Raw genomic sequence first — 20,248 nt, forward strand, 5'->3', positions numbered from 1 at the left:
TACCGAAGACTGGCGAGAAGACGCCGCACGCCGCGATTTCACGATCAATGCTCTCAGCGCCGATCCCGAAACCGGCGATATCCACGATTATTTCAACGGCGAGGCCGATCTCGGCGCACGCCACGTGCGCTTCATCGGCGAGCCGCTGCAACGCATTGCCGAGGATCATCTCCGGATCCTGCGCTTCTTCCGCTTTCATGCGCGCTTCGGGCGCGGGCCCGCCGACGCCGCGGCACTCGCCGCCTGCACCGCGCGCGCCAACGACCTGATGGCGTTGTCGCGGGAACGGATCGCGTCCGAACTGCTGAAATTGCTGGCTCTGCCCGATCCGGTCGCCACGATCGCGCTGATGATCGACGGCGGGCTGTTCGTGCCGGTCCTGCCGGAAATCACGGCCGCTGCCCTCCCGACCTTGGCCGCGCTGGCGACGGCCGAGGCGGCGGCCGACATCGCGCCTGACGGTCTCCGCCGGCTGGCCGCGCTGCTGCCGGTCGATCCTGTCCGGGCGGAGGCGATTGCCCGCCGTTTGAAACTCTCCAAGGCGCAGACGCTGCGCCTGCGCCTGGCCGCGACCCGCGATGGCCCCGAAACGCCGGCCGCGCTCGCCTACCGCATCCGCCTGGAACCCGCGATCGACCGCTTGCTGCTGACCGGCGGCGATGCGCGTGCGCTGATCGGCTGGGAACGACCGGCATTGGGGTTGAGCGGTGGGGATCTGATCGCGATGGGCCTGCCGCCCGGCCCCTTGGTGGCGGCGACGTTGCAGCGTGTCGAACGCGCCTGGTCCGACGCCGGATTTCCGGACGATGGCGCGAACGCCATCGCGCGCGCCGCGGTCGCCGCCGCGCTGGCCGACGGCGTTCAGCCGGCGCGTTCCGCCCAATAGGCGAAGGCCGCCGCGGCCGGCAGCGGCTTCGCATAATACCACCCCTGCCCCAGCGTGCAGCCCAGCGCACCAAGCGTCTGGCCGAGTTCCAGCGTCTCGACCCCTTCGGCAGTGGTGTTCATGCCCAGCGCCGCCGCCAGGCTCAGCACCGCGCGCACGATCGCGAGCGAATCGCGATCGTGCAGCATCGGGGTCACGAAACTGCGGTCGATCTTCAGATCGTCGATCGGCAGTTTCTGCAGATAGGCGAGTGAGGAATAGCCGGTCCCGAAATCGTCCATCGCCAACCGGACATCCTGTTCCCGCAGCGCATTCAGCACACGCATCGCATGTTCCGGATCGGCGACAATGCAGCTTTCGGTCAGTTCCAGTTTCAGCCGCCCGGCGACATCGTGCCGACCGAGCACGGCGGCCACGGTCGCGGCGACATCGTCGCGCTGCAACTGCACCGCGGACACATTGACGCAGACATGCACGGGCAGCTTGCGCCCGGCGGCCCGGTCCCATTCCGCCAAGGTCTGCGCCGCGCGTTCGATCGCCCAGCGGCCCAGCGGCAGGATCAGCCCGGATTCTTCCGCCACCGGAATGAACTCCGCCGGCCCGATCGTGCCATGATGCGGATCGTCCCACCGGGCCAGCGCCTCGAACCCCGAAATCGCGCCGGTGCGCAGATCGATCAGCGGCTGATAGGCCAGTGTCAGCCGATCGCCCTCGATCGCACGCCGCAATTCGGTTTCCAGGCTGAACCGCCGACGGACCGCGTTGACTTCGCCGGGTTGGTACAGCTCGACCCGGCCTGATGCCTTGGCGCGCTTGACCGCGAACAGGGCATTGCGGAACAGTTCCGCGCCCTGCACGGATCGTCCGTCCGGCAGCGCGCACCCGATCGCGCAATCGACGCGGATTTCCATTTCCGACAGCCGGAACGGCGTGGACAAGGCCGCCTGGATGCGATGTGCCGCCACCATCGCGTCGTCGCTGTCCGGCCCCAGCCGCAAAAGGATCGCAAATTCATTGCCGCCGATTCGCGCCAGCATGTCGCCGCTGCGCACCGCCCCGACCAGCCGGCGCGCCACCGTGATGATCAATTCATCACCGGCCAGCGATCCCAGACATTCGTTGACCAGGCTGAACCGCGCCAGATCCACGATCACCACCGCCAGGTCGCCACCGGCCCGGCTATATTCGCCACCGCCCGCGGTCGCGTCCCCGGTCGGCAGCGCGTCCACCGCGTCGGACAATGCGTCGCAAAACGCGGTACGGTTCGGCAACCCGGTCAGGCTGTCATGCATCATCTCGGCGCGCAGCGATCGTTGGCTCTGGACCTCCGCCGTCCGGTTCAACGCGGAAATCATCAGCCGATGGACGTTGCGTTCCACCTGGAACAGCCGCGCGATGCGGATCCGGTAATGATATCCCTGGATCTCGTCCCCATCGATCCAATCGAACTCCGCGGTCTTTGCATCGCTGTTCGCGAACTGAAGCACGCGGTCGAGCAGCGCGGGCCGGCTCAGCAGACCGCCCGACGAATCCCGGCCGACCCTGGCATAGCATTCGTTGTAATGCTGCAGCGTCAGAACATTGTCCCGCACGTCGGCGATGGCGGTGGGAATGGGCAACGCGTCCAGATATGCCTGTCGTGCGCTGCCTACGATCGTCATCTGTTCGAACGTGTCCGGTCCGGAACGATCGGTCCTGTAATCGGACGAAGGAAGGATGGAGCCGCGCATGGTCGACTCCGATTAACCGGAAAAGCCTTAATTCTTCGTTGGCGCGGCCGGTTGTGCGATCGTCGACGCGCTGATCCGCCGTTCCTCGAACCGGTTGTCGCGCGGAAACCCGTTTGGCGGCATCCGCCCGCCCGCCCCGCGCGCGGTGCGCCACGCGCTCAGGTCGCTTTCGGTACGCATGCGTCCGCTGCCGCCGCCCATTGCCCAGCTGAGCCCCCGGTCGAACGCCAGCGTGATCGCATCGGAAAGGCCGCCGTCGCGGTACCGCTGCAACTGCACCCCCGCGCCGCGCGCCAGTTCGGGCAGCTCCGCGATCGGAAACACCACCAGCTTGCGGTTCTCGCCGATCACCGCGACGTAATCGTCACCCGGCGCGACATGGCGGACCACGCGCAGCTTGGATCCCGGCCGCACATTCACCACCTGCCGCCCTTTCCGGGTTTCCGCCACCACGTCCGCCATCCGCGCCAGGAATCCGCGCCCGTCGCCGCTGGCCAGCAACAGCCGGCCATCCGCCTGCGCCGGGAACATCGCCAGCAACGCCGCATCGCCCTCGACGTCGACCATCAACCGTACCGGCTCCCCGAACCCGCGGCCGCCCGGCAGCTTGTCCGCCGCCAACGTGTAGAACCGGCCATTGTCGGCGATCAGCAACAGCTTGTCCGTGGTCTGCGCATGGAATGCGAAGGCGGGGCCATCCCCCTCCTTGAACTTCAGCGTATCCGCCGCCGCCAGATCGCGGTGCCCGGTCATCGCGCGGATCCAGCCGCGTTCGGACAGGATCACCGTGATCGGTTCACGCTCGATCATCGCCTCCAGCGGGATTTCGCGTGCCGGCCCCGACTCGATCAGCATCGTGCGGCGCCGGCCAAGCGCCGTGTCCGGGGCATAGCGCTCGCGCAGCTTGCCCAGATCCTTCTTCATCCGCGCGCGCTGCTTGCCCGGACTGTCGAGCAACGCGACCAGCCCCGCGCGTTCTTTCGCCAGCCCGTCGCGCTCGCGCACGATCTCCATCTCCTCCAGCTTGCGCAGCGACCGCAGCCGCATGTTGAGGATCGCTTCCGCCTGCCGATCGGTCAGCCCCGCAAATTCCGCCAGCATCACCGGCTTGGGCTCGTCCTCGGTGCGGATGATCTGGATCACGCGGTCCAGGTTCAGATACGCGATCAGATAGCCTTCGAGCAGTTCGATCCGGTCGTCGATCTTGTCCAGCCGATGTCGCGTCCGCCGCACCAGCACCACGAACTGATGCTGCAACCATGCGTTTAGCGCCTGCGGCAGGCTCATCACCCCCGGCGTGCGCGTCGCATCCAGCACGTTCAGGTTGAGCGGCACCCGCACTTCCAGGTCGGTCATCCGGAACAGGCTGTCCATCAGCATCTGCGGATCGACCTTGCGGTCGCGCGGCTCCAGCACCAGCCGGATCGCCTCGTCGCTTTCGTCGCGCACATCCTCCAGGATCGGCAGCTTCTTGCTGGTGATCAGGTCGGCGATCTGCTCGATCAGCTTGGATTTCTGCACCTGATACGGAATATCGTGGACGATGATCGCATAGGCCGATCGCTTGTCGGCCGGCTCTGCCACCTCCCACCGCGCCCGCACCCGGAACGATCCACGCCCGGTCGCATAGGCTTCGCGGATCGCGACCGTCCCGTCGACCAGAACGCCGCCGGTCGGGAAATCCGGCCCGCGCACCGGGCCCTGTTCGGGGTCGACCAGCGCGGCGACGGGCGTGTCCGGGGCATCGATCAGGATCAGCGCGGCGTCGATCAGCTCGGCGACATTGTGCGGCGGGATCGACGTCGCCATCCCCACCGCGATCCCGCTCGCGCCATTGGCCAGCAGGTTGGGGAACAGGCCGGGAAACACCTCCGGCTCGATCTCGGCGCCATTGTAGCTCGGCCGGAAATCGACCGTGCCCTCGTCCAGACCCGCCATCAGATCGGCCGCGGCCAGCGTCATCCGTGCTTCGGTATAGCGCATCGCCGCGGCGTTATCGCCATCGACATTGCCGAAATTGCCCTGCCCGTCGACCAGCGGATAACGGAGCGAGAATGTCTGCGCCAACCGGGCCATCGCGTCGTAGATCGACTGGTCGCCATGCGGATGGTATTTGCCCATCACCTCGCCGACGACGCGCGCGCATTTCTGGTATCCGGCGGTGGGATCCAGCCGCAGCAGCCGCATCCCCCACAACAACCGCCGATGCACCGGCTTCAACCCGTCGCGCACGTCGGGCAACGACCGCGCCGTGATCGTCGACATCGCATAGACCAGGTACCGCTGCTCCAGCGCCTGATCGAACGGGGTATCGATGATGTCGGTGGGATGGGCCATGTCCCCGCGATAGCAAAGCGGGAGGAACGAAGCGAGTACCCGCATCGCCGGCCGCTTCAGCGCGTCAGGGCATGGTTCCGGATCAGGATGTTTCCGGAATGTCCGGCCCGCAGCGATTTGCCGATCATGGCCGGCGCATGGCCGCCATGCACCCATCTCGCGTCCGACGCGTTCCTGCCCCGAACCCAAAGCGAAGGAGTCACCCCATGGCCGACATCAGCCAGATCCGGGAACATATGAACGTCATCGGCGCCGACGGCGTGCATGTCGGGACGGTCGATCATCTCGACGGCGATCGCATCAAGCTGACGAAGACCGACAGCGGCGACGGCAAGCATCATTATATCGCGACCGGGCTGGTGGCGGAGGTCGAAGGCGACGATGTACGGTTGTCCGCCAACGCGGATGTCGCGGTGTCGATCTTCGAAGAGTCCGAATGATCCCATTTCCGGATCGCGCGCCATTTGCGTGGGGGCCGCGGCTCCGCTAAGAGCGACTCCCGTCCGCCCCGGCTGCGCATCGATCCGATGCCGCGTCCGGGGCGGTCCTCTTTCTACGGACATGTCCGTCCGAACTGCCGGAGCCGCCCATGACCCGCCGCCGCCAGATCTACGAAGGCAAGGCCAAGATTCTTTATGAAGGCCCCGAACCCGGCACGCTGATCCAGTATTTCAAGGACGATGCCACTGCGTTCAACGCGCAGAAGAAGGGCACGATCAACGGCAAGGGCGTCCTCAACAACCGGATTTCCGAACATATCTTCACCATGCTCGGCACGATCGGGGTGCCGACGCACTTCATCCGCCGCCTCAACATGCGCGAACAGCTGATCCGCCAGGTCGAGATCATCCCGATCGAGGTCGTGGTCCGCAATGTCGCCGCCGGGTCGATCGTCAAGCGGCTGGGGATCGAAGAGGGGCTGCAACTGCCCCGCACGATCATCGAATATTATTACAAGGACGATGCGCTCGGCGATCCGATGGTCGCCGACGAACATATCGCCTGCTTCGGCTGGGCCAGCCAGGAGGAGATGCACGACATCGCCGACATGGCGATCCGCGTGAACGATTTCCTGTGCGGCCTGTTCGCCGGCATCGGCATCCGGCTGGTGGACTTCAAGCTGGAATTCGGCCGCATCTGGGACAATGATTTCGGGCGCATCCTGCTGGCCGACGAAATCAGCCCGGACGGCTGCCGGCTGTGGGATATCGCCACCGGCGAAAAGCTCGACAAGGATCGCTTCCGTCAGGATCTGGGCGGCGAAGTCGAAGCCTATCAGGAAATCGCCCGCCGTCTTGGTCTCTTGCCCGAGGGTGCCGACACGACGGTTCTCGACATGGAAAAGCACCGGAAAAAGCGGGACAAATAGGGCGCCGATCGACGGCGTCATCCCCAGCCTCTTCCGTCATCCCGGCGAAAGCCGGGATCTCCCTTGGGCTGGACGTGGGCTCTTTACCTGCGCGAGATCCCGGCATGCGCCGGGATGACGAAATTTGGCTGTAGTGCCTGACCGCTAAGCCACCCTCACTCCGCCGCGCGCACCACGCCGTCCTTGGCCGGCATCGCCGCCTTGCCCGCCGATGTCGACGCGGCGACCGGCGGCGCCATCCGCACCCAACCGCCCGGTCCCAGCCGTTCCAGCGGCTGATAACGGGTCTTGTACTGCATGCGCGGGCTCTGCTCGACCCAATAGCCGAGATAGACATAGGCCAGCCCCGACTGCGCCGCGCGCAGGATATGATCGAGGATGATGAACGTCCCCAACCCCTGCCGCACGCCTTCGTCCGGTTCGAAAAAGCTGTAGACCATCGACAGCCCGTCCGCCTGGCGATCGGTCAGGCAGGCGCCGACCAGACGACCCGGACGACCATTTACGGACGGCTCGCGATATTCGACCACCAGCGTGTCGACCGGCGTCTGTTCGACCATGTCGGCGAAATCCAGCTCGTCCATCTCAGCCATTCCGCCACCGGGGTGGCGCGCCGCCAGATAGCGGCGCAACAGCGCGAACTGCTCTTCGGTGGTCCACGGCTTGCACGCGCTGATGTCGAGGTCGGCGTGCCGGCGCAGCAACTTGCGCTGGCTGGCGTTGGGCTTGAACTCGCCCGCCACCACGCGCACCGAAATGCAGGCGGTGCAATCCTGGCAGGACGGGCGATAAGCGACCCCCTGGCTGCGGCGGAACCCGATTCGCCCGAGCGCATCGTTCAGCTCAGCCGCATGCGCGCCCGACAACTCCGTAAACACCTTCCGCTCGCTCCGCCCCGGGATATAGGGGCACGGCGCGGGCGTGGTCACGAAGAAACGGGGGAAACGGAACTGCGCGCTCACCGGCGGTGAAGCCTCTCGGTCGGGGTGAATCGATCACACAGTTATGGGCGTAGCGGACGATCGTGAAAAGAGCGTTCCTCCGCATTATTGCGGAGCGCCCCGCCGCGGAAGTATCTATGGCCGTCAGGCGAGTTCGACCGGCGTCACCTCATACCCCGCCGTCTCCAGCGCGGCCATCAATCGCTCCAGATGCGCGCGGTCCCGCGTCTCGCATTCGATATCGGTGATCAGGCCCTTCGCCGGCAACGTCGTGAACACGCGTTGATGATAGATTTCGATGATGTTGACCTGCTGCTCGTCGAACACGCGGGCCACGTTGAACAATTGTCCCGGTCGATCCTTCAACCGGATCCGCAACCGCGCCAGCCGGCCCGACCGCGCCAGATCGCGCAACAGCACATTGGCGAGCAGCCGGGTGTCGATATTGCCGCCGCACAACACCACGCCCACCGTCCGCCCGCGGAACCGCTCCGGGTCGGACAGCAACGCCGCCAGCCCGGCCGCGCCGGCGCCTTCCACGACCGTCTTCTCGATCTGCAACAGCAGCGACACCGCGCGTTCCAGGTCGCGTTCGGAAACCAGGACGATGCCGTCGACGCGTTCGGCGATGATCTGCGCGGTGATCCCGCCCGGCTGTTTGACCGCGATGCCCTCCGCCAGCGTATCGCCACCGCACGGCATCTCCGTGCCGTGGATGCGGTTGTACATCGACGGATAGAGTTCGGCCTCGACCCCGATCACCTCGATCGGCCGGTCCTGCGCCTTGGCGACGGTCGCAACCCCCGAAATCAGCCCCCCGCCACCGATCGGCACCGCGAACATGTCGATCGCCGGCACATCCTGCAGCATCTCGATCGCGGTGGTACCCTGCCCGGCAATGATCTCCGCATCGTCGAACGGATGGACGATGGTCTGCCCCTCGGTCGCCGCGACGGCCTTCGCATGCGCCAGCGACTCGTCGACATTCTCCCCGAACAGGATGATCCGCGCCTGGTGGCTTTCGGTCTGCTGCACCTTCACGATCGGCGTCGTCGTCGGCATCACGATCGTCGCCGGCACGCCCAGCCGCCGGGCATGATAGGCCAGCCCCTGCGCATGATTGCCCGCCGACGCCGCGATCACGCCGCACCGCCGCTGCACCTCGCCCATCTGCAACAATTTGTTCAGCGCCCCGCGTTCCTTGTACGCGGCGGTGAACTGCAGATTCTCGAATTTCAGATACACCGTCGCGCCGGTCAGCTCGGACAGCGTCCGGCTGAGCAGCGTCGGCGTCCGCACGATCGCCGGTGCGATCCGGGCATGCGCCGCACGGACATCATCGAAGGAGACCGGAAGGTCGGCGGGAAGGACGGGTGCGGTGGCCATGATGCCTCCTATCGGACTGATGCGCGATAGAGAACCCTCTTGCCCACACGCCGGCGCCGGGCGGACAGGGCCGTGGCAATCATGGCGGCACCGTTCTAAGAACGGCCGATGCAGATCTTCCGCCTTGTCGCGCCCGCACTTCTGGTCGCAATCGTCGTGGCCGCCCCCGCGGATGCCCGCCGCAAACCGGCCGCAACCTTGCCGCCGCCCCCGAATGCCGGCGGACTGATCGACAATGTCAACGGCTATACGTTGGACGACAAGGGCCGCGTCGTCCGGTTCACCGGCATGCTGGTCGACAAGGCCGGCAAGATCGCCAAACTGTACCAGGCCGGCGACACGCGTGAGAAATGGCTGGATTTCAAGCTCGACGCCGGCGGCCGCACGCTGTTGCCGGGCATGATCGACGCGCATGGCCATGTCATGGAACTCGGCTTCCGCGCGACGGAGCTGGATCTGTCCGCCACCACCAGCCTGGCGGACGCGCAAACGAAGCTGTCCGCTTATGCCCGCGCCCATCCGACGCCGATCTGGATTCGTGGCGGCGGCTGGAACCAGGAACGCTGGGGGCTGGGCCGCTTCCCGACCGCGGCCGATCTGGATGCGGCGGTGCGCGACCGGCCGGTGGTGCTGGCGCGTGTCGATGGCCATGCGCTGCTCGCCAACCGCGCCGCGCTGTCCGCCGCCGGGATCACGGCCCGGACGAAGGATCCCGCCGGCGGCCGGATCGAACGCGATGCGCAGGGCAATCCCACCGGCGTGCTGGTCGATGCCGCACAGGATCTGCTGCAGCGGGTCGTGCCCGCGCCGCTGCCGCGCGAACGCGATGCCGCGCTGGCATCGGCGCAGGATCAGCTGCTGGCCGACGGCATCGTCGCCACCGCCGACATGGGCACCTCGGTCGAGGATTGGAACACCTATCGCCGCGCCGGCGACATCGGCCAGCTTCGCGTACGGCTGATCGCCTATGCCGCGGGCATCGACCCGCTGCTGTCGATCGCCGGTGGCGGCCCCACGCCGTGGCTGTACGACAGCCGGCTGAAAATGGTCGGGGTCAAGCTGTATGGCGATGGTGCGCTCGGATCGCGCGGCGCCTGGCTGAAACGCCCTTATGCCGATGCACCCGGGCAACGCGGGCTGTCGTTCCTGGACGATACCAAATTGCGCAACCTGATGAGCCGTGCCGCGATGGACGGGTTTCAGGTTGCGATTCACGCCATCGGCGACGCCGCCAATGCTCAGGCGCTCGACGCGATCGAGGAGGTCGCACTCACCTACAAGGGCGATCGCCGCTGGCGGATCGAACATGCCCAGATCGTCGATCCCGTCGATCTGCCACGCTTCGGCAAGAACGGCATCATCGCCTCGATGCAACCGGTGCACCAGACCAGCGACCGTCTGATGGCAGAGGCTCGGCTGGGGCCGGACCGGCTGACCGATGCCTATGCCTGGAAAGCGATGCTGGCTGCCGGCGCGAAACTCGCCTTCGGGTCGGACTATCCGGTCGAAAGCCCCGATCCGTTCGCCGGCCTCGCCGCCGCGATCAGCCGCGAGGATCCCGCCGGCCAACCGCCCGGCGGCTGGCATCCCGAACAGAAACTCGACCTTCCCACCGCGCTGGCCGCCTTCACGACCGGCGCGGCCTATGCCAGCTTCACCGAATCGATGCTCGGCAGCCTGCAACCCGGCCATCTCGCCGACTTCATCCTGGTCGACACCGATCCCTTCACCGCCACCCCTGCCCAGATCCGTGCCACCAAGGTCCAGGAAACCTGGGTCGGCGGGCGGCGCGTGTGGCGGCGGAAATAGCGCGGCTCACCCCGCCTCCAGCGCGAGCAGCGCGAAGGTCGCCAGCCAATGCTCGCCCATATAGTCGCCCGCGACGTGCGGCAGCGCCGCGTCCAGGTGGCGTTCAGCGATCGCGCGCAACGCCGGCATCCCTGCCGCATCGGCCAGCAGGAACCAGCACCAGGCACGGCTGAGGTTCAGCCCGTCGAGATGCGCGATCTTGCCGTCGCTGCGATCGGATACCGTCGCTGGCCGGAACAGCGTCGCCGGGTCGCCGGCCGCGATCGTCGGGAGGAACGTCGCGAACCACGCACCGAACCCGTCGCCCAATACCCGCGCCATCAAGACCGCCTCGACCAGCGTCGGTGACAGGAAATCATCCCCGCCAGGCTCCCACGCCTGCGCGGCCCGATCCTGCCCGAACCAACCGGCCGCGCGGGCGCGGATCAACGCCGCCAGCGCCGGCGCCTGCGTCTCCGCCCAGTCCAGCGTCAGGATCAGCGCGAACGCCGTGCTGCCATGCGTCCCCGTCCGCACCGGATAGGTCAGCTTCGGCAGATAGGCCAGCCAGCGATCCCGAAACGCCTCCGCCAGCGGCCGCATCGCCGCCGCCCACTCCGGTCGGTCATGCCGGTCCAGTTCGCGGTGCAGCGCCAGCGCCCAGGCCCAGCCATAGGGCCGCTCGAACCCGCCCGTTCCCGGCCGATCGAGATAGGCACGCTCGCCGCCCAGCTTTGCGGGTGTCAGCGTGCGATCGGCTTGCGCCCGGATTGCCGCCGCCAACTCCAGGTCCGGATACCGCCGTGCGATCCGCATCAGTTGCCACCAGCCATGCACGCAGCTGTGCCAGTCGAAGCTGCCATGGAAAGCAGGGTGCAGCATGGCCGGCGACTGGACATCCTCGGGTCCGGTCAGAACCTGGTCCAGCTTGAACGGCCATGGCCGGCCGACATGACCCAGCGTCAGTTCGGCGAAGCCCGTGGCGATCTCCGCGGTCAGCAGCGTCATGTCCGGAACCCCAGATAATAGATCAGCAGGATGTTGACGCCCAGCAGGACGACCGCAGTCGGCGCCTGCGCGCGGATCACCGCATTGCGATCCTGCAGATCGAGCAGCACCGCTGGCACCAGGTTGAAATTGGCCGCCATCGGGGTCAGCAACGTGCCGCAGAAGCCGGCCAGCATCCCCACCGCCGCGATCACCGCCGGATCGCCGCCCAGCGTGCGGACCAGCACCGGGACCCCGATCGCCGCGGTCATCACCGGAAATGCGGCGAAGGCGTTGCCCATCACGATCGTGAACCCCGCCATGCCCAGTCCGTAAGCCAGCACGGCAACGAACAGATTGCCGTCGGGGATCGCCCGCGCCGCCAGTCCGCCGACGACCTCCCCCACCCCTGCCAGCGCGAAGACCGCGCCCAGCGCCGCCAGCATCTGCGGCAGCACCGCGGCCCAGCCGACGCCGTCCATCAACCGTCGCCCGGCATCGAACGGCGCGGCCACGCCCGGCCGCAGCCACGCATAACAGGCTGCCAATGCCACCAGCACGCCGGCGGACAGCGACACCAGCGTCACCTGCTTCGGATCGATCCAGTCGGGCTTCCACACCGTCCCCGCCAGCGCGACCAGCGGGATGAGCAGCGCGGGCAGGAACAACCGGTTGCCCGATGCCGACGCATCCACCCCGCCATCATTCGCCTGCCCGGCCGCCGCCCGACCCACCGCACCGCTGCCTGCCAGCGCAACCAGCGCCAGCACCAGAACGCCATTCCCGACATCGCCCAGCCGGTCGCCGGCCAGGAAGCTGACCGCGATCAGGCCATAGAAGGCGGCGGTGCCCCTGCGCTTCGGATGGTCCGGGTCGCGCGCCGTCCGCCACCCGAATGCCGCGAACATCGCACCCGCGACGCCGTAGACGAAGTCCAGCCCGATCATCGCCGCCGGTCCAGCCACAGCAGCCGTGCGCCATGCACCAGCAGCGCCGCGATCGCGGTCGGAATCGCCCAGAGCGACAGATGGATGGGCGCGATGTCATAGCCATATTGCGCCATCGTCCCCTTGATCAGCAGGATCGATCCGATCGCGATGAAGATATCCTCGCCGAAGAACAGCCCGATATTGTCGGTCCCCGCGGCCAGCGCCTTCACACGGCTGCGCGCGGCCGCATCCATGCCCTGCATTTCGGCCGCGGCGTCCGCCATCGGTGCCACCAGCGGCCGCACCGTCTGCGCATGGCCCGCAAGCGACGTCAGCCCCAGCGCCGACGTGATCTGCCGGAACAGCAGATAGCCCAGCAGCAGCCGCCCGACCGTCGCCCCGCGCATCGCCGCCACCAGCCCGCGCGCCCGCGCCTGCAAGCCGTGCCGTTCCAGCACGCCGATCACGGGCAACACGATATAGATGATCGTCACATAGCGCGTGTCGTTATACGCCTTGCCGAACGCGGCCAGGATCGCGACCGGGTCCAGCCCCGCCGCCAGCCCGGTCACCAGCGCCGCCGCCACAACGACAAGCAACGGATTGAAGCGCAAGAGAAATCCCAGCGCGACGACCAGGATACCCGACAGCACTAGCATGACCGCACCCGCCGTTCGTCATGCCGGCGCGCACCGCGATCAGGCTCGACATTCCGGCACCCGCACCTCACGCCCCGAACCCGCCGCCGCCCGGCGTCTCGATCAGGAACGCATCGCCGGCCGCCATTTCCACCAGCGCGGTGGACCCCAGTTGCTCGATCGTCCCATCCACCCGCCGCACCCGGTTCACGCCCGGCGCGCCGTCGGCGCCACCCGCCAGGCCGAACGGCGCCACCCGTCGACGATTGGACAGGATGCCCGCGGTCATCGCTTCCCGGAACCGCACATGTCGCACCACGCCGTCACCGCCACGCCGCGCACCGGCACCACCGGAGCCGCGCCGGATCGCAAAGCGTTCCAGCAGCACCGGAAACCGATCCTCGAAGATTTCCGGATCGGTCAGCCGGCTGTTGGTCATGTGCGTCTGCACCGCGCTCGCCCCATCCGCCGTCGCGCTGGCACCGGCGCCGCCCGCGATCGTCTCATAATATTGATGGCGATCGTTGCCGAACGTGAAATTGTTCATCGTCCCTTGCGATCCGGCCAGAAGCCCCAGCGCACCGTACAGCGCATCGGTCACGACCTGGCTCGTCTCGACATTCCCCGCCACCACCGCCGCGGGATAGCGCGGCGCCAGCATCGATCCATCGGGCACGACGATCTCCACGCTGCGCAGGCACCCGTCATTCATCGGGATCGCACCCGCCACCAGTGTCCGGAACACATACATCACCGCGGCCCGCGTGATCGATCGCGGTGCGTTGAAATTGGTTGGCAACTGCGCGCTGGTGCCGGTGAAATCCACCCGCGCGGTGCGCGCGGTCCGATCGATCGTCACCGCCACCCGCACCACCGCGCCGCCGTCCATCTCATAGCTGAAGGCACCGTCCGCCAGCTCCGCGATCAAAGCCTTTACCGCGGCATCGGCATTCGCCTGGACATGCTCCATATAGGCCGCGACGGTGACCAGGCCATAGCCGTCCACCAGCATATCCAGCCCCGCCCGGCCGCGCGCGCAGGCGGCGATCTGCGCCCGCAGGTCGGCGATGTTGCGGTCGGGGTCGCGCGCCGGCCATGCACCTCCGGCCAGCAGCGCGCGCACCGCACGTTCCCGGAATCGTCCTTCGTCCACCACCAGCACGTCGTCGAACAGCACGCCTTCCTCCAGCACGCTGGTGCTGGCCGGCGGCATCGATCCGGGCGTCGATCCGCCGATGTCGGCATGGTGCCCGCGCGCCGCGACGAAGAAATCGGGTGCATCGCCCCCACTTGTCGCGAACACCGGCATCACCACGGTCAGGTCGGGCAGATGCGTCCCACCGGCATAGGGCGCGTTCAGCGCATAGACGTCTCCCCGCCGGATCCCGCGTCCGTCGGCCGCGCCGCCCCGCTGGTTCAGGATGGTGCGGATGCCGTCGCCCATCGATCCCAGATGCACCGGAATATGCGGTGCATTGGCGATCAGGTTGCCGCCACCGTCGAACAGCGCGCAGGAAAAATCCAGGCGTTCGCGGATGTTGACCGACGATGCGCTGTGTTGAAGCGCGGCGCCCATCTCCTCTGCGATGCTCATGAACTGCCCGTCGAAGATTTCCAGCCGCACCGGATCCAGCGCCGGCCCGACCGCGACGTCCGCGACCGCCGCGACGCGCTCCAGCATCAGATTGCCGAGCGCATCGACCCGAGCCGCCCAGCCCGGATCGACCACCACGGTCGATGTCGCATCGACGATCAGCGCCGGCCCGGAAATGTGCGTATCCGCCGCCAACGTGCCCCGCCGGCGCACCGCCACGTCGCGTGGCCCGCCATCCATCCAGGCGGTGACGGTTTCGGTGACGTCCGCGCCTGTGGGCGCCCATCTGATATCGTCGCCGGCATCGCCCGCCGCCACCGCTTCGATCCGCAGCATGTCCAGCACCGGCACCGCATCGCTGCCATAGCCGAACCGCGCGCGATAGGCAGCGGCGTACGCGACTGCCATGGCGGCCGGTGCGTCCAGCGTCACCTCGATCGCGCTTTCGCTACCCGGCTGGCGCAGTTGCGCGCTGCCCTCGATCCGCGCGTCCATGATCCCCTGCTCCGCCAGTTCGGCGCGCGCCGCCGCGGCCAGCGTCGCGACCGCCGCCGTGATCGCCGGCCCGGCCGCCTCGTCCAACGGGATGCCCAACGTGCGTTCGCGCACGGCCGACTGCTGCGCCAGGCCCATGCCGTAAGCGGACAACAGGCTGGCATAGCGGTGGATCATCACCCGGCGCATCCCCAGCGCGTCGGCGACCAGGCACGCATGCTGCCCGCCCGCCCCGCCGAAGCAGGCGAGCGTATAGCGTGTTACATCATGCCCGCGCGCGGTGGAGATCGCCTTGATCGCATTGGCCATGTTGGCGACCGCGATCGCCAGGAACCCCTCCGCCGCCACCTCTGCCGCCATGGTCAGGTCCAGCTCGGCAAAACGGGCCGCAACCGCGTCGCGGTCCAGCGGCGCGTCCCCTGTCGGCCCGAACAGGTTGGGAAAATGCTCGGCACGGATCCGCCCGAGCAACAGGTTGCAATCGGTGACGGTCAGCGGCCCGCCGCGGCGGTAACAGGCCGGCCCCGGCACCGCACCGGCCGACGCCGGCCCGACCCGGAACCGCCCCGCTTCGACCGTGCAGATCGATCCGCCCCCGGCGGCCACGGTATGGATGCGCATCATCGGCGCGCGGATGCGCACACCCGCGATCACGCCTTCATTGGTGCGTTCGTAACGGCCCGCATAATGCGACACGTCGGTCGACGTCCCGCCCATGTCGAACCCGATCACGTCGGATACCCCCGCCGCCGCCGCGCTGTGCGCCATGCCGACGATCCCGCCCGCAGGCCCCGACAGGATGGCGTCGCGCCCGTGGAACAGCGCGCCCTTGACCAACCCACCGCTCGATCGCATGAACAGGGCGCGCGCCTGCCCGCCCAGCGCCGCGCGCACCCGATCGACATAGGCGGCCAGCCCCGGCGAAAGATAGGCGTCTGCGACAGTGGTATCGCCCCGCCCGATCAGCTTGACCAGCGGCCCGACGACATGGCTGACCGACACCTGCGCGAACCCGACCTCGCGCGCGATGTCCGCCACCATCCGTTCATGCGCGGGATGCCGGTGCCCGTGCATCAGCACGATCGCGATCGCCTCCATCCCGCGCGCATGCGCCGCCGTCAGGTCCGCGCGCACCCGCGCCGGATCCGGCGTCGCCAGCACCACCCCGTCCGATGTCACCCGCTCGGCAATCTCCACCACATCGGCATAGAGCGGCTCCGGCAGGCGGATGTCGCGCGCGAAGATATCCGGACGGTTCTGGTTGCCGATGCGGAGCGCGTCGCCGAACCCGGCGGTGATCGCGAGCAGGGTCGGGGTTCCCGTCCGTTCCAGCAAGGCGTTGGTGGCGACCGTCGTCCCCATCCGCAGTTCCAGCGGCGGCAACGGCCCGGTTTCCATACCCGTCAGCCGGCGGATGCCCGCCACCGCCGCATCGTCATGGCGTCCGGGATCCTCCGACAGCAGCTTCGCGGTCCGGATCGTTCCGTCCGGCGCGCGCGCCACGATATCGGTGAACGTGCCGCCGCGATCGACCCAGAACCGCCACATCGCCGCGCAGCCGCCGATCAGCGCGCCGTCAGCAGCGTGTCGAGCCGCGTCGTCCCCGCCCCCGTCTTTTCCAGCCGCGGATATTTCGGCCCGTCATAATATGGGATGGCAACCGTGCGATACCGATCGCCCTGCTTCACCAGCAACTGGATCGGCTGGCGACTGGTCTGCGCCGCCTTGATCGCCGCTTTCAACGCATCCCCGCTATACGCCTTGCCCCCGACGGCGGTCAGCATCGCGCTGTTGGTCAGGCCAGCGCGAAATGCCGGGCTGTCCCATATCACCTGGCCCAGCGCGCCGTCCGACGCGACGCTGAATCCCAGCGAATAGGTGAAATCACTGTTCTTCGCCGTCTTCTCGCGGTTCTTCCACCATTGTGTCGGCTCGGCGGCATAGACCAGCCGGTATCCGCCCTTCTCCAGCCAGGCGAGCGGCGCACGCGGCGCGATCTGGTTGACGCGCGCATCCAGGAACCCGTTCCAATCATAGGGCACGACCCGGTTCAGCGTCGCCGCCACGTCGGCGAACGTATAGGTCAGCACGCCCCAGTCGCGATCGTTGACCCCGAAGAACAGCTTGGCGAAATCGTCCAGCGACTTCCGACCCCTGGTCAGTTCGCGGATCTGCATGTCCGCTTCCAGCCAGATCAGCAGCCCCTCATTGTAATAATCCTCCGACCGCTGCCAGCTGACCCAGGGTTGTGGGCGCCGTGCGGACAGGATCGGATCGTTGGTGGTGTCGACCAGTGGCCGCCACGTCCGGCCGGGCCGCGTATCCAGCTGCGCCGCGATCGACGCATAGGCGGCAAGCGTATCCTCCTTGGACACCAGCCCGGACCGCGCCTGCAGCACATAGCCCCAATATTGAGTCTGCCCTTCATATACCCACAGCAGCGAATTGCGCATCGGTACCGAATATTCTGCGGTATAAAGATCGGCGCCACGCCGATATTTGCCGTCCCAGCTATGCGTATATTCGTGGGGCAACAGGTTGCGTTCGCCGGCCCCGTCGTCCCACTTGGTGAAATACCCCGGATCGACGCCATTTTCCGACGACCGGTGATGCTCCAGGCCGATGCTGCCCATCTTGTCGGTGATGGCCAGCAGGAAATCATAATGGTCATAATGCTGCGCGCCGAACAGCCGCGTCGCCTGCGCCACCAGATTCCTGTGCTTCTGGATCTGCTCGGGCGTCGCCGCCAGTTCCTCCGGCGTATCCGCCACGATGTTCAGCCGCACGCCCGGCGCCAGCTGCTCCTGCCGGAAATAGGCGCCCGCGAACATCGGACTGTCGACCAGCGTCTCGAACGACACCGGTTTGAACGCCACCGTGCCGGTCGCCGCCGGATCGACCGGCTCCAATGCGACGCCGTACCGCCATCCCGCCGGCAGGATCGCGGTCGCCGCCACGGGAATCCGGCGCACATAATAGCCGGCCGGATAGAAGGCGGTCAGGTTCCATTGCAGGTTCAGCATCTCGGGCGTCATCACCACCCGCCCCTGCGCACCCGCCACGGGCGAGACATATTGGAATTCGACCGACAGCTCGGTCGCGCCCTGCGGCACGTCGACATGGATGGCATAGACTTCGACCGGGTCGCGAACCCAGCGCAACACCTGCCCACCCGCGCTGATCTTCAGGCCCGCCACATCGTCGATGCTGCCGCGCGGTGCATGATTTCCGGGCAGCCATTTCGGATAGAGCAGGGTCGTCCGTCCCGCGGCGGTGACCGGGATCGTCTCCCGCACCGTGAAGATCCCGCGCTGCACGTCGGTCGCATCCACCACCAGCTTCAGCGTGCCGGGATAGGCGACGTCACGCGCCGCCGGCACCGCGTTCGGCACCGGCGTGACCGCCGGCATCGTCTGGACAGGCTGCGCGGTCGCGATCGCGGGCAGGGCAACGGACAGCAGACAAGCCGCACGCGCGGCGAGACGGGCACTAAGGAGAGACGACATCGACGGCAAAGCTCCGGCACGACAAGGAGCCGCAGGGATGGAACGCCGCGCCCGGTCCGTCAATCCGTACCGCACCCGCGCCTCGCAAGTCCCGCACCCGCGATGCCGACTTCTTGTCGCGCCGATACAGCGCAAAGGCATTTTATATTATGAAATAGACAATATCGGGATTCATATTGCCTTGGGGCGACAGATATACCACCATGCCGCAATAAAGCGATTATGGGGCATGCACGATGACGACCGAACCAGACGAAACCATTCTCGCACTGACCGCAGATATCGTCGCTGCGCATGTCGGCAACAATATCGTCGCGATCGAAGATCTGCCCATGCTGATCAAGCAGGTCCACGCTGCTCTTGCGACTGCCGGAGATCCCGTGGTTCAACCGGAGGCGGAGCCGCAACCCGCCGTCCCCATCCGCGGTTCGGTCAAGCCGGACTACATCATCTGCCTTGAAGACGGAAAGAAACTGAAGATGTTGCGGCGATATCTCCGCACGCGCTTCGACATGTCGCCCGAACAATATCGCGCGAAATGGAAACTGCCCGAAACTTACCCGATGGTGGCGCCCAACTACACCGAACAGCGCCGGGCGCTGGCCAATGCCATCGGCCTCGGCCGCAAACCGGCGGCGCCAGCACCGACCCCGGCACCCGCACCGAAGAAGCGCGGACGCAAACCGGCGACGGCGACGGCCGCCTGACCGGTCATCATCGCGATCAAACTGGACGGACGGCGTAGCGCGCCGTCCGGATCAGCGCTCCACCTTCACCCAATCAACCAGAAAGCGCGGCTTGGCATCGCCGGGGGCGGGTTGGCCGATCCAGGGCCATCCGCTCGACCCGATCGCCATGCCGATCATGATGACCATCGGCTTGGTCATGCGCGGCGTGGTCGCCACGGTGCAGTTCACCCGGCCGTCATATCCGAACACGATCTTTTTCGGATCACGCCAGTCGGCGTAGAATTCGTGCCAGCCTTCCGTCGGGATCGCGACCTTCGGGCACCCCGAATTCACCTTGGATTCGCCATCGTGCATGGCCTGCGATACATTGCCCTGCGGATCGCTTCCCGCTCGGCCGGAACCCTCGAAGACATCGATTTCGGTGTGGTTGACATAGTCATAGCCCCATACCGCGGGCCAGGCGGCCGCCGCGACCGGCAACTTCACCCGTGCGGACAAACGCGTCCCGGGGGCAAACGGCGTCGCGGGAAACGTCGTGATCTGTCCGGAAACCCGATCGATCTGCAACATGTTGCGCAGGTTGGAACCGGCATATTTGAACTTCGGATCGCGCACCCGTTCGGCCCACCGACGGCGCTCGCCTTCCGTCATCATCCGTCCGTCGATCTGCAACAGGCCCTTGGCGATCCGGATCTGGCCGGGATCATAGCGCTGGGATTCGCCGTTCCCCGCGCGCGTCTCGTCGGACGGCACCCCGGAAAATCGTTCGGCATCGGCTTTCCAACGTCCGGCGATGCGCTTGTCGAAATGGTCCTGCCACAGCACGGTCTGTGCCTGGGCGCAGCCTGCGGCCACCAACAGGCAGGACGGGAGTAGAAAACGCGTCATAGGCTTATGGCTCCTGTCGCGATCCGGTCTTTGTCGGCTGCTTGGCGCCGCCCATCCGGCCCTGCACCGGCCACCGATCCGGCGT

General features: G+C 67.1%; 15 protein-coding genes. 5 read left to right on the forward strand and 10 right to left on the reverse strand.

Annotation, left to right across the window (positions count from 1 at the left end):
* A partial coding sequence (locus tag VF649_RS06395; protein WP_331011125.1) for a CCA tRNA nucleotidyltransferase occupies positions 1-886 on the forward strand: 886 nt, incomplete at its 5' end.
* Here the strand turns inward: VF649_RS06395 and VF649_RS06400 are convergent.
* Both VF649_RS06400 and parC read right to left on the reverse strand, forming a co-directional pair.
* Complete coding sequence (locus VF649_RS06400; RefSeq protein ID WP_331011126.1) at positions 862-2,616, reverse strand: bifunctional diguanylate cyclase/phosphodiesterase; 1,755 nt, start codon at positions 2,614-2,616, stop codon at positions 862-864. The genes VF649_RS06395 and VF649_RS06400 overlap by 25 nt on opposite strands.
* Positions 2,617-2,643: 27 nt before the next feature.
* Entirely contained in the window at positions 2,644-4,953 is a 2,310-nt protein-coding gene (gene parC / locus VF649_RS06405) for a DNA topoisomerase IV subunit A (protein ID WP_331011127.1), read from the reverse strand.
* A gap of 206 nt (positions 4,954-5,159) precedes the next feature.
* Between parC and VF649_RS06410 the strand changes: the two genes are divergently transcribed.
* Entirely contained in the window at positions 5,160-5,393 is a 234-nt protein-coding gene (locus tag VF649_RS06410) for a DUF2171 domain-containing protein (protein WP_331011128.1), read from the forward strand.
* A 149-nt stretch (positions 5,394-5,542) separates the two neighbouring features.
* Positions 5,543-6,322, forward strand: coding sequence for a phosphoribosylaminoimidazolesuccinocarboxamide synthase (purC, locus tag VF649_RS06415; protein WP_331011129.1), 780 nt, complete (start codon positions 5,543-5,545; stop codon positions 6,320-6,322).
* Positions 6,323-6,477: 155 nt separating this feature from the next.
* Here the strand turns inward: purC and VF649_RS06420 are convergent, their stop codons facing one another.
* Complete coding sequence (locus tag VF649_RS06420) at positions 6,478-7,284, reverse strand: arginyltransferase (protein WP_331011130.1); 807 nt, start codon at positions 7,282-7,284, stop codon at positions 6,478-6,480.
* Positions 7,285-7,407: 123 nt separating this feature from the next.
* Positions 7,408-8,649 (reverse strand): threonine ammonia-lyase, encoded by a 1,242-nt coding sequence (locus VF649_RS06425; RefSeq protein WP_331011131.1) that lies wholly within the window; start codon positions 8,647-8,649, stop codon positions 7,408-7,410.
* Between the two features lie 108 nt (positions 8,650-8,757).
* On the opposite strand from VF649_RS06425, the gene VF649_RS06430 reads away from it, so the two are divergent.
* Positions 8,758-10,458 carry an amidohydrolase gene (locus VF649_RS06430; RefSeq protein WP_331011132.1) on the forward strand — a complete coding sequence of 567 codons (1,701 nt, stop codon included), beginning with the start codon at positions 8,758-8,760 and terminating at the stop codon, positions 10,456-10,458.
* Positions 10,459-10,464: 6 nt separating this feature from the next.
* On the opposite strand, the gene VF649_RS06435 is transcribed toward VF649_RS06430, so the two are convergent.
* From VF649_RS06435 to VF649_RS06455, 5 genes are all read right to left on the reverse strand, one after another.
* Positions 10,465-11,445: a DUF2891 domain-containing protein gene (locus VF649_RS06435; protein WP_331011133.1), complete on the reverse strand. Its 981-nt coding sequence runs from the start codon at positions 11,443-11,445 to the stop codon at positions 10,465-10,467.
* On the reverse strand, positions 11,442-12,371 hold the full coding sequence (locus VF649_RS06440; protein WP_331011134.1) for a DUF979 domain-containing protein: 930 nt from the start codon (positions 12,369-12,371) through the stop codon (positions 11,442-11,444). The genes VF649_RS06435 and VF649_RS06440 overlap by 4 nt, the downstream gene beginning before the upstream one ends.
* Entirely contained in the window at positions 12,368-13,012 is a 645-nt protein-coding gene (locus VF649_RS06445; RefSeq protein ID WP_331011135.1) for a DUF969 domain-containing protein, read from the reverse strand. The genes VF649_RS06440 and VF649_RS06445 overlap by 4 nt, the downstream gene beginning before the upstream one ends.
* A gap of 67 nt (positions 13,013-13,079) precedes the next feature.
* Complete coding sequence (locus VF649_RS06450; protein ID WP_331011136.1) at positions 13,080-16,628, reverse strand: hydantoinase B/oxoprolinase family protein; 3,549 nt, start codon at positions 16,626-16,628, stop codon at positions 13,080-13,082.
* A 17-nt stretch (positions 16,629-16,645) separates the two neighbouring features.
* Positions 16,646-18,586 carry a peptidase M61 gene (locus VF649_RS06455; RefSeq protein WP_331011137.1) on the reverse strand — a complete coding sequence of 647 codons (1,941 nt, stop codon included), beginning with the start codon at positions 18,584-18,586 and terminating at the stop codon, positions 16,646-16,648.
* Between the two features lie 236 nt (positions 18,587-18,822).
* On the opposite strand from VF649_RS06455, the gene VF649_RS06460 reads away from it, so the two are divergent.
* Entirely contained in the window at positions 18,823-19,293 is a 471-nt protein-coding gene (locus tag VF649_RS06460; RefSeq protein ID WP_331011138.1) for a MucR family transcriptional regulator, read from the forward strand.
* Positions 19,294-19,344: 51 nt separating this feature from the next.
* Here VF649_RS06460 and VF649_RS06465 read toward each other — a convergent pair whose 3' ends face one another.
* Positions 19,345-20,163 carry a glycoside hydrolase family 16 protein gene (locus VF649_RS06465; protein ID WP_331011139.1) on the reverse strand — a complete coding sequence of 273 codons (819 nt, stop codon included), beginning with the start codon at positions 20,161-20,163 and terminating at the stop codon, positions 19,345-19,347.
* Positions 20,164-20,248 lie beyond the last annotated feature (85 nt).

It is taken from the genome of Sphingomonas sp., from assembly GCF_036387535.1.
Classification (GTDB): Bacteria; Pseudomonadota; Alphaproteobacteria; order Sphingomonadales; family Sphingomonadaceae; genus Sphingomonas_R.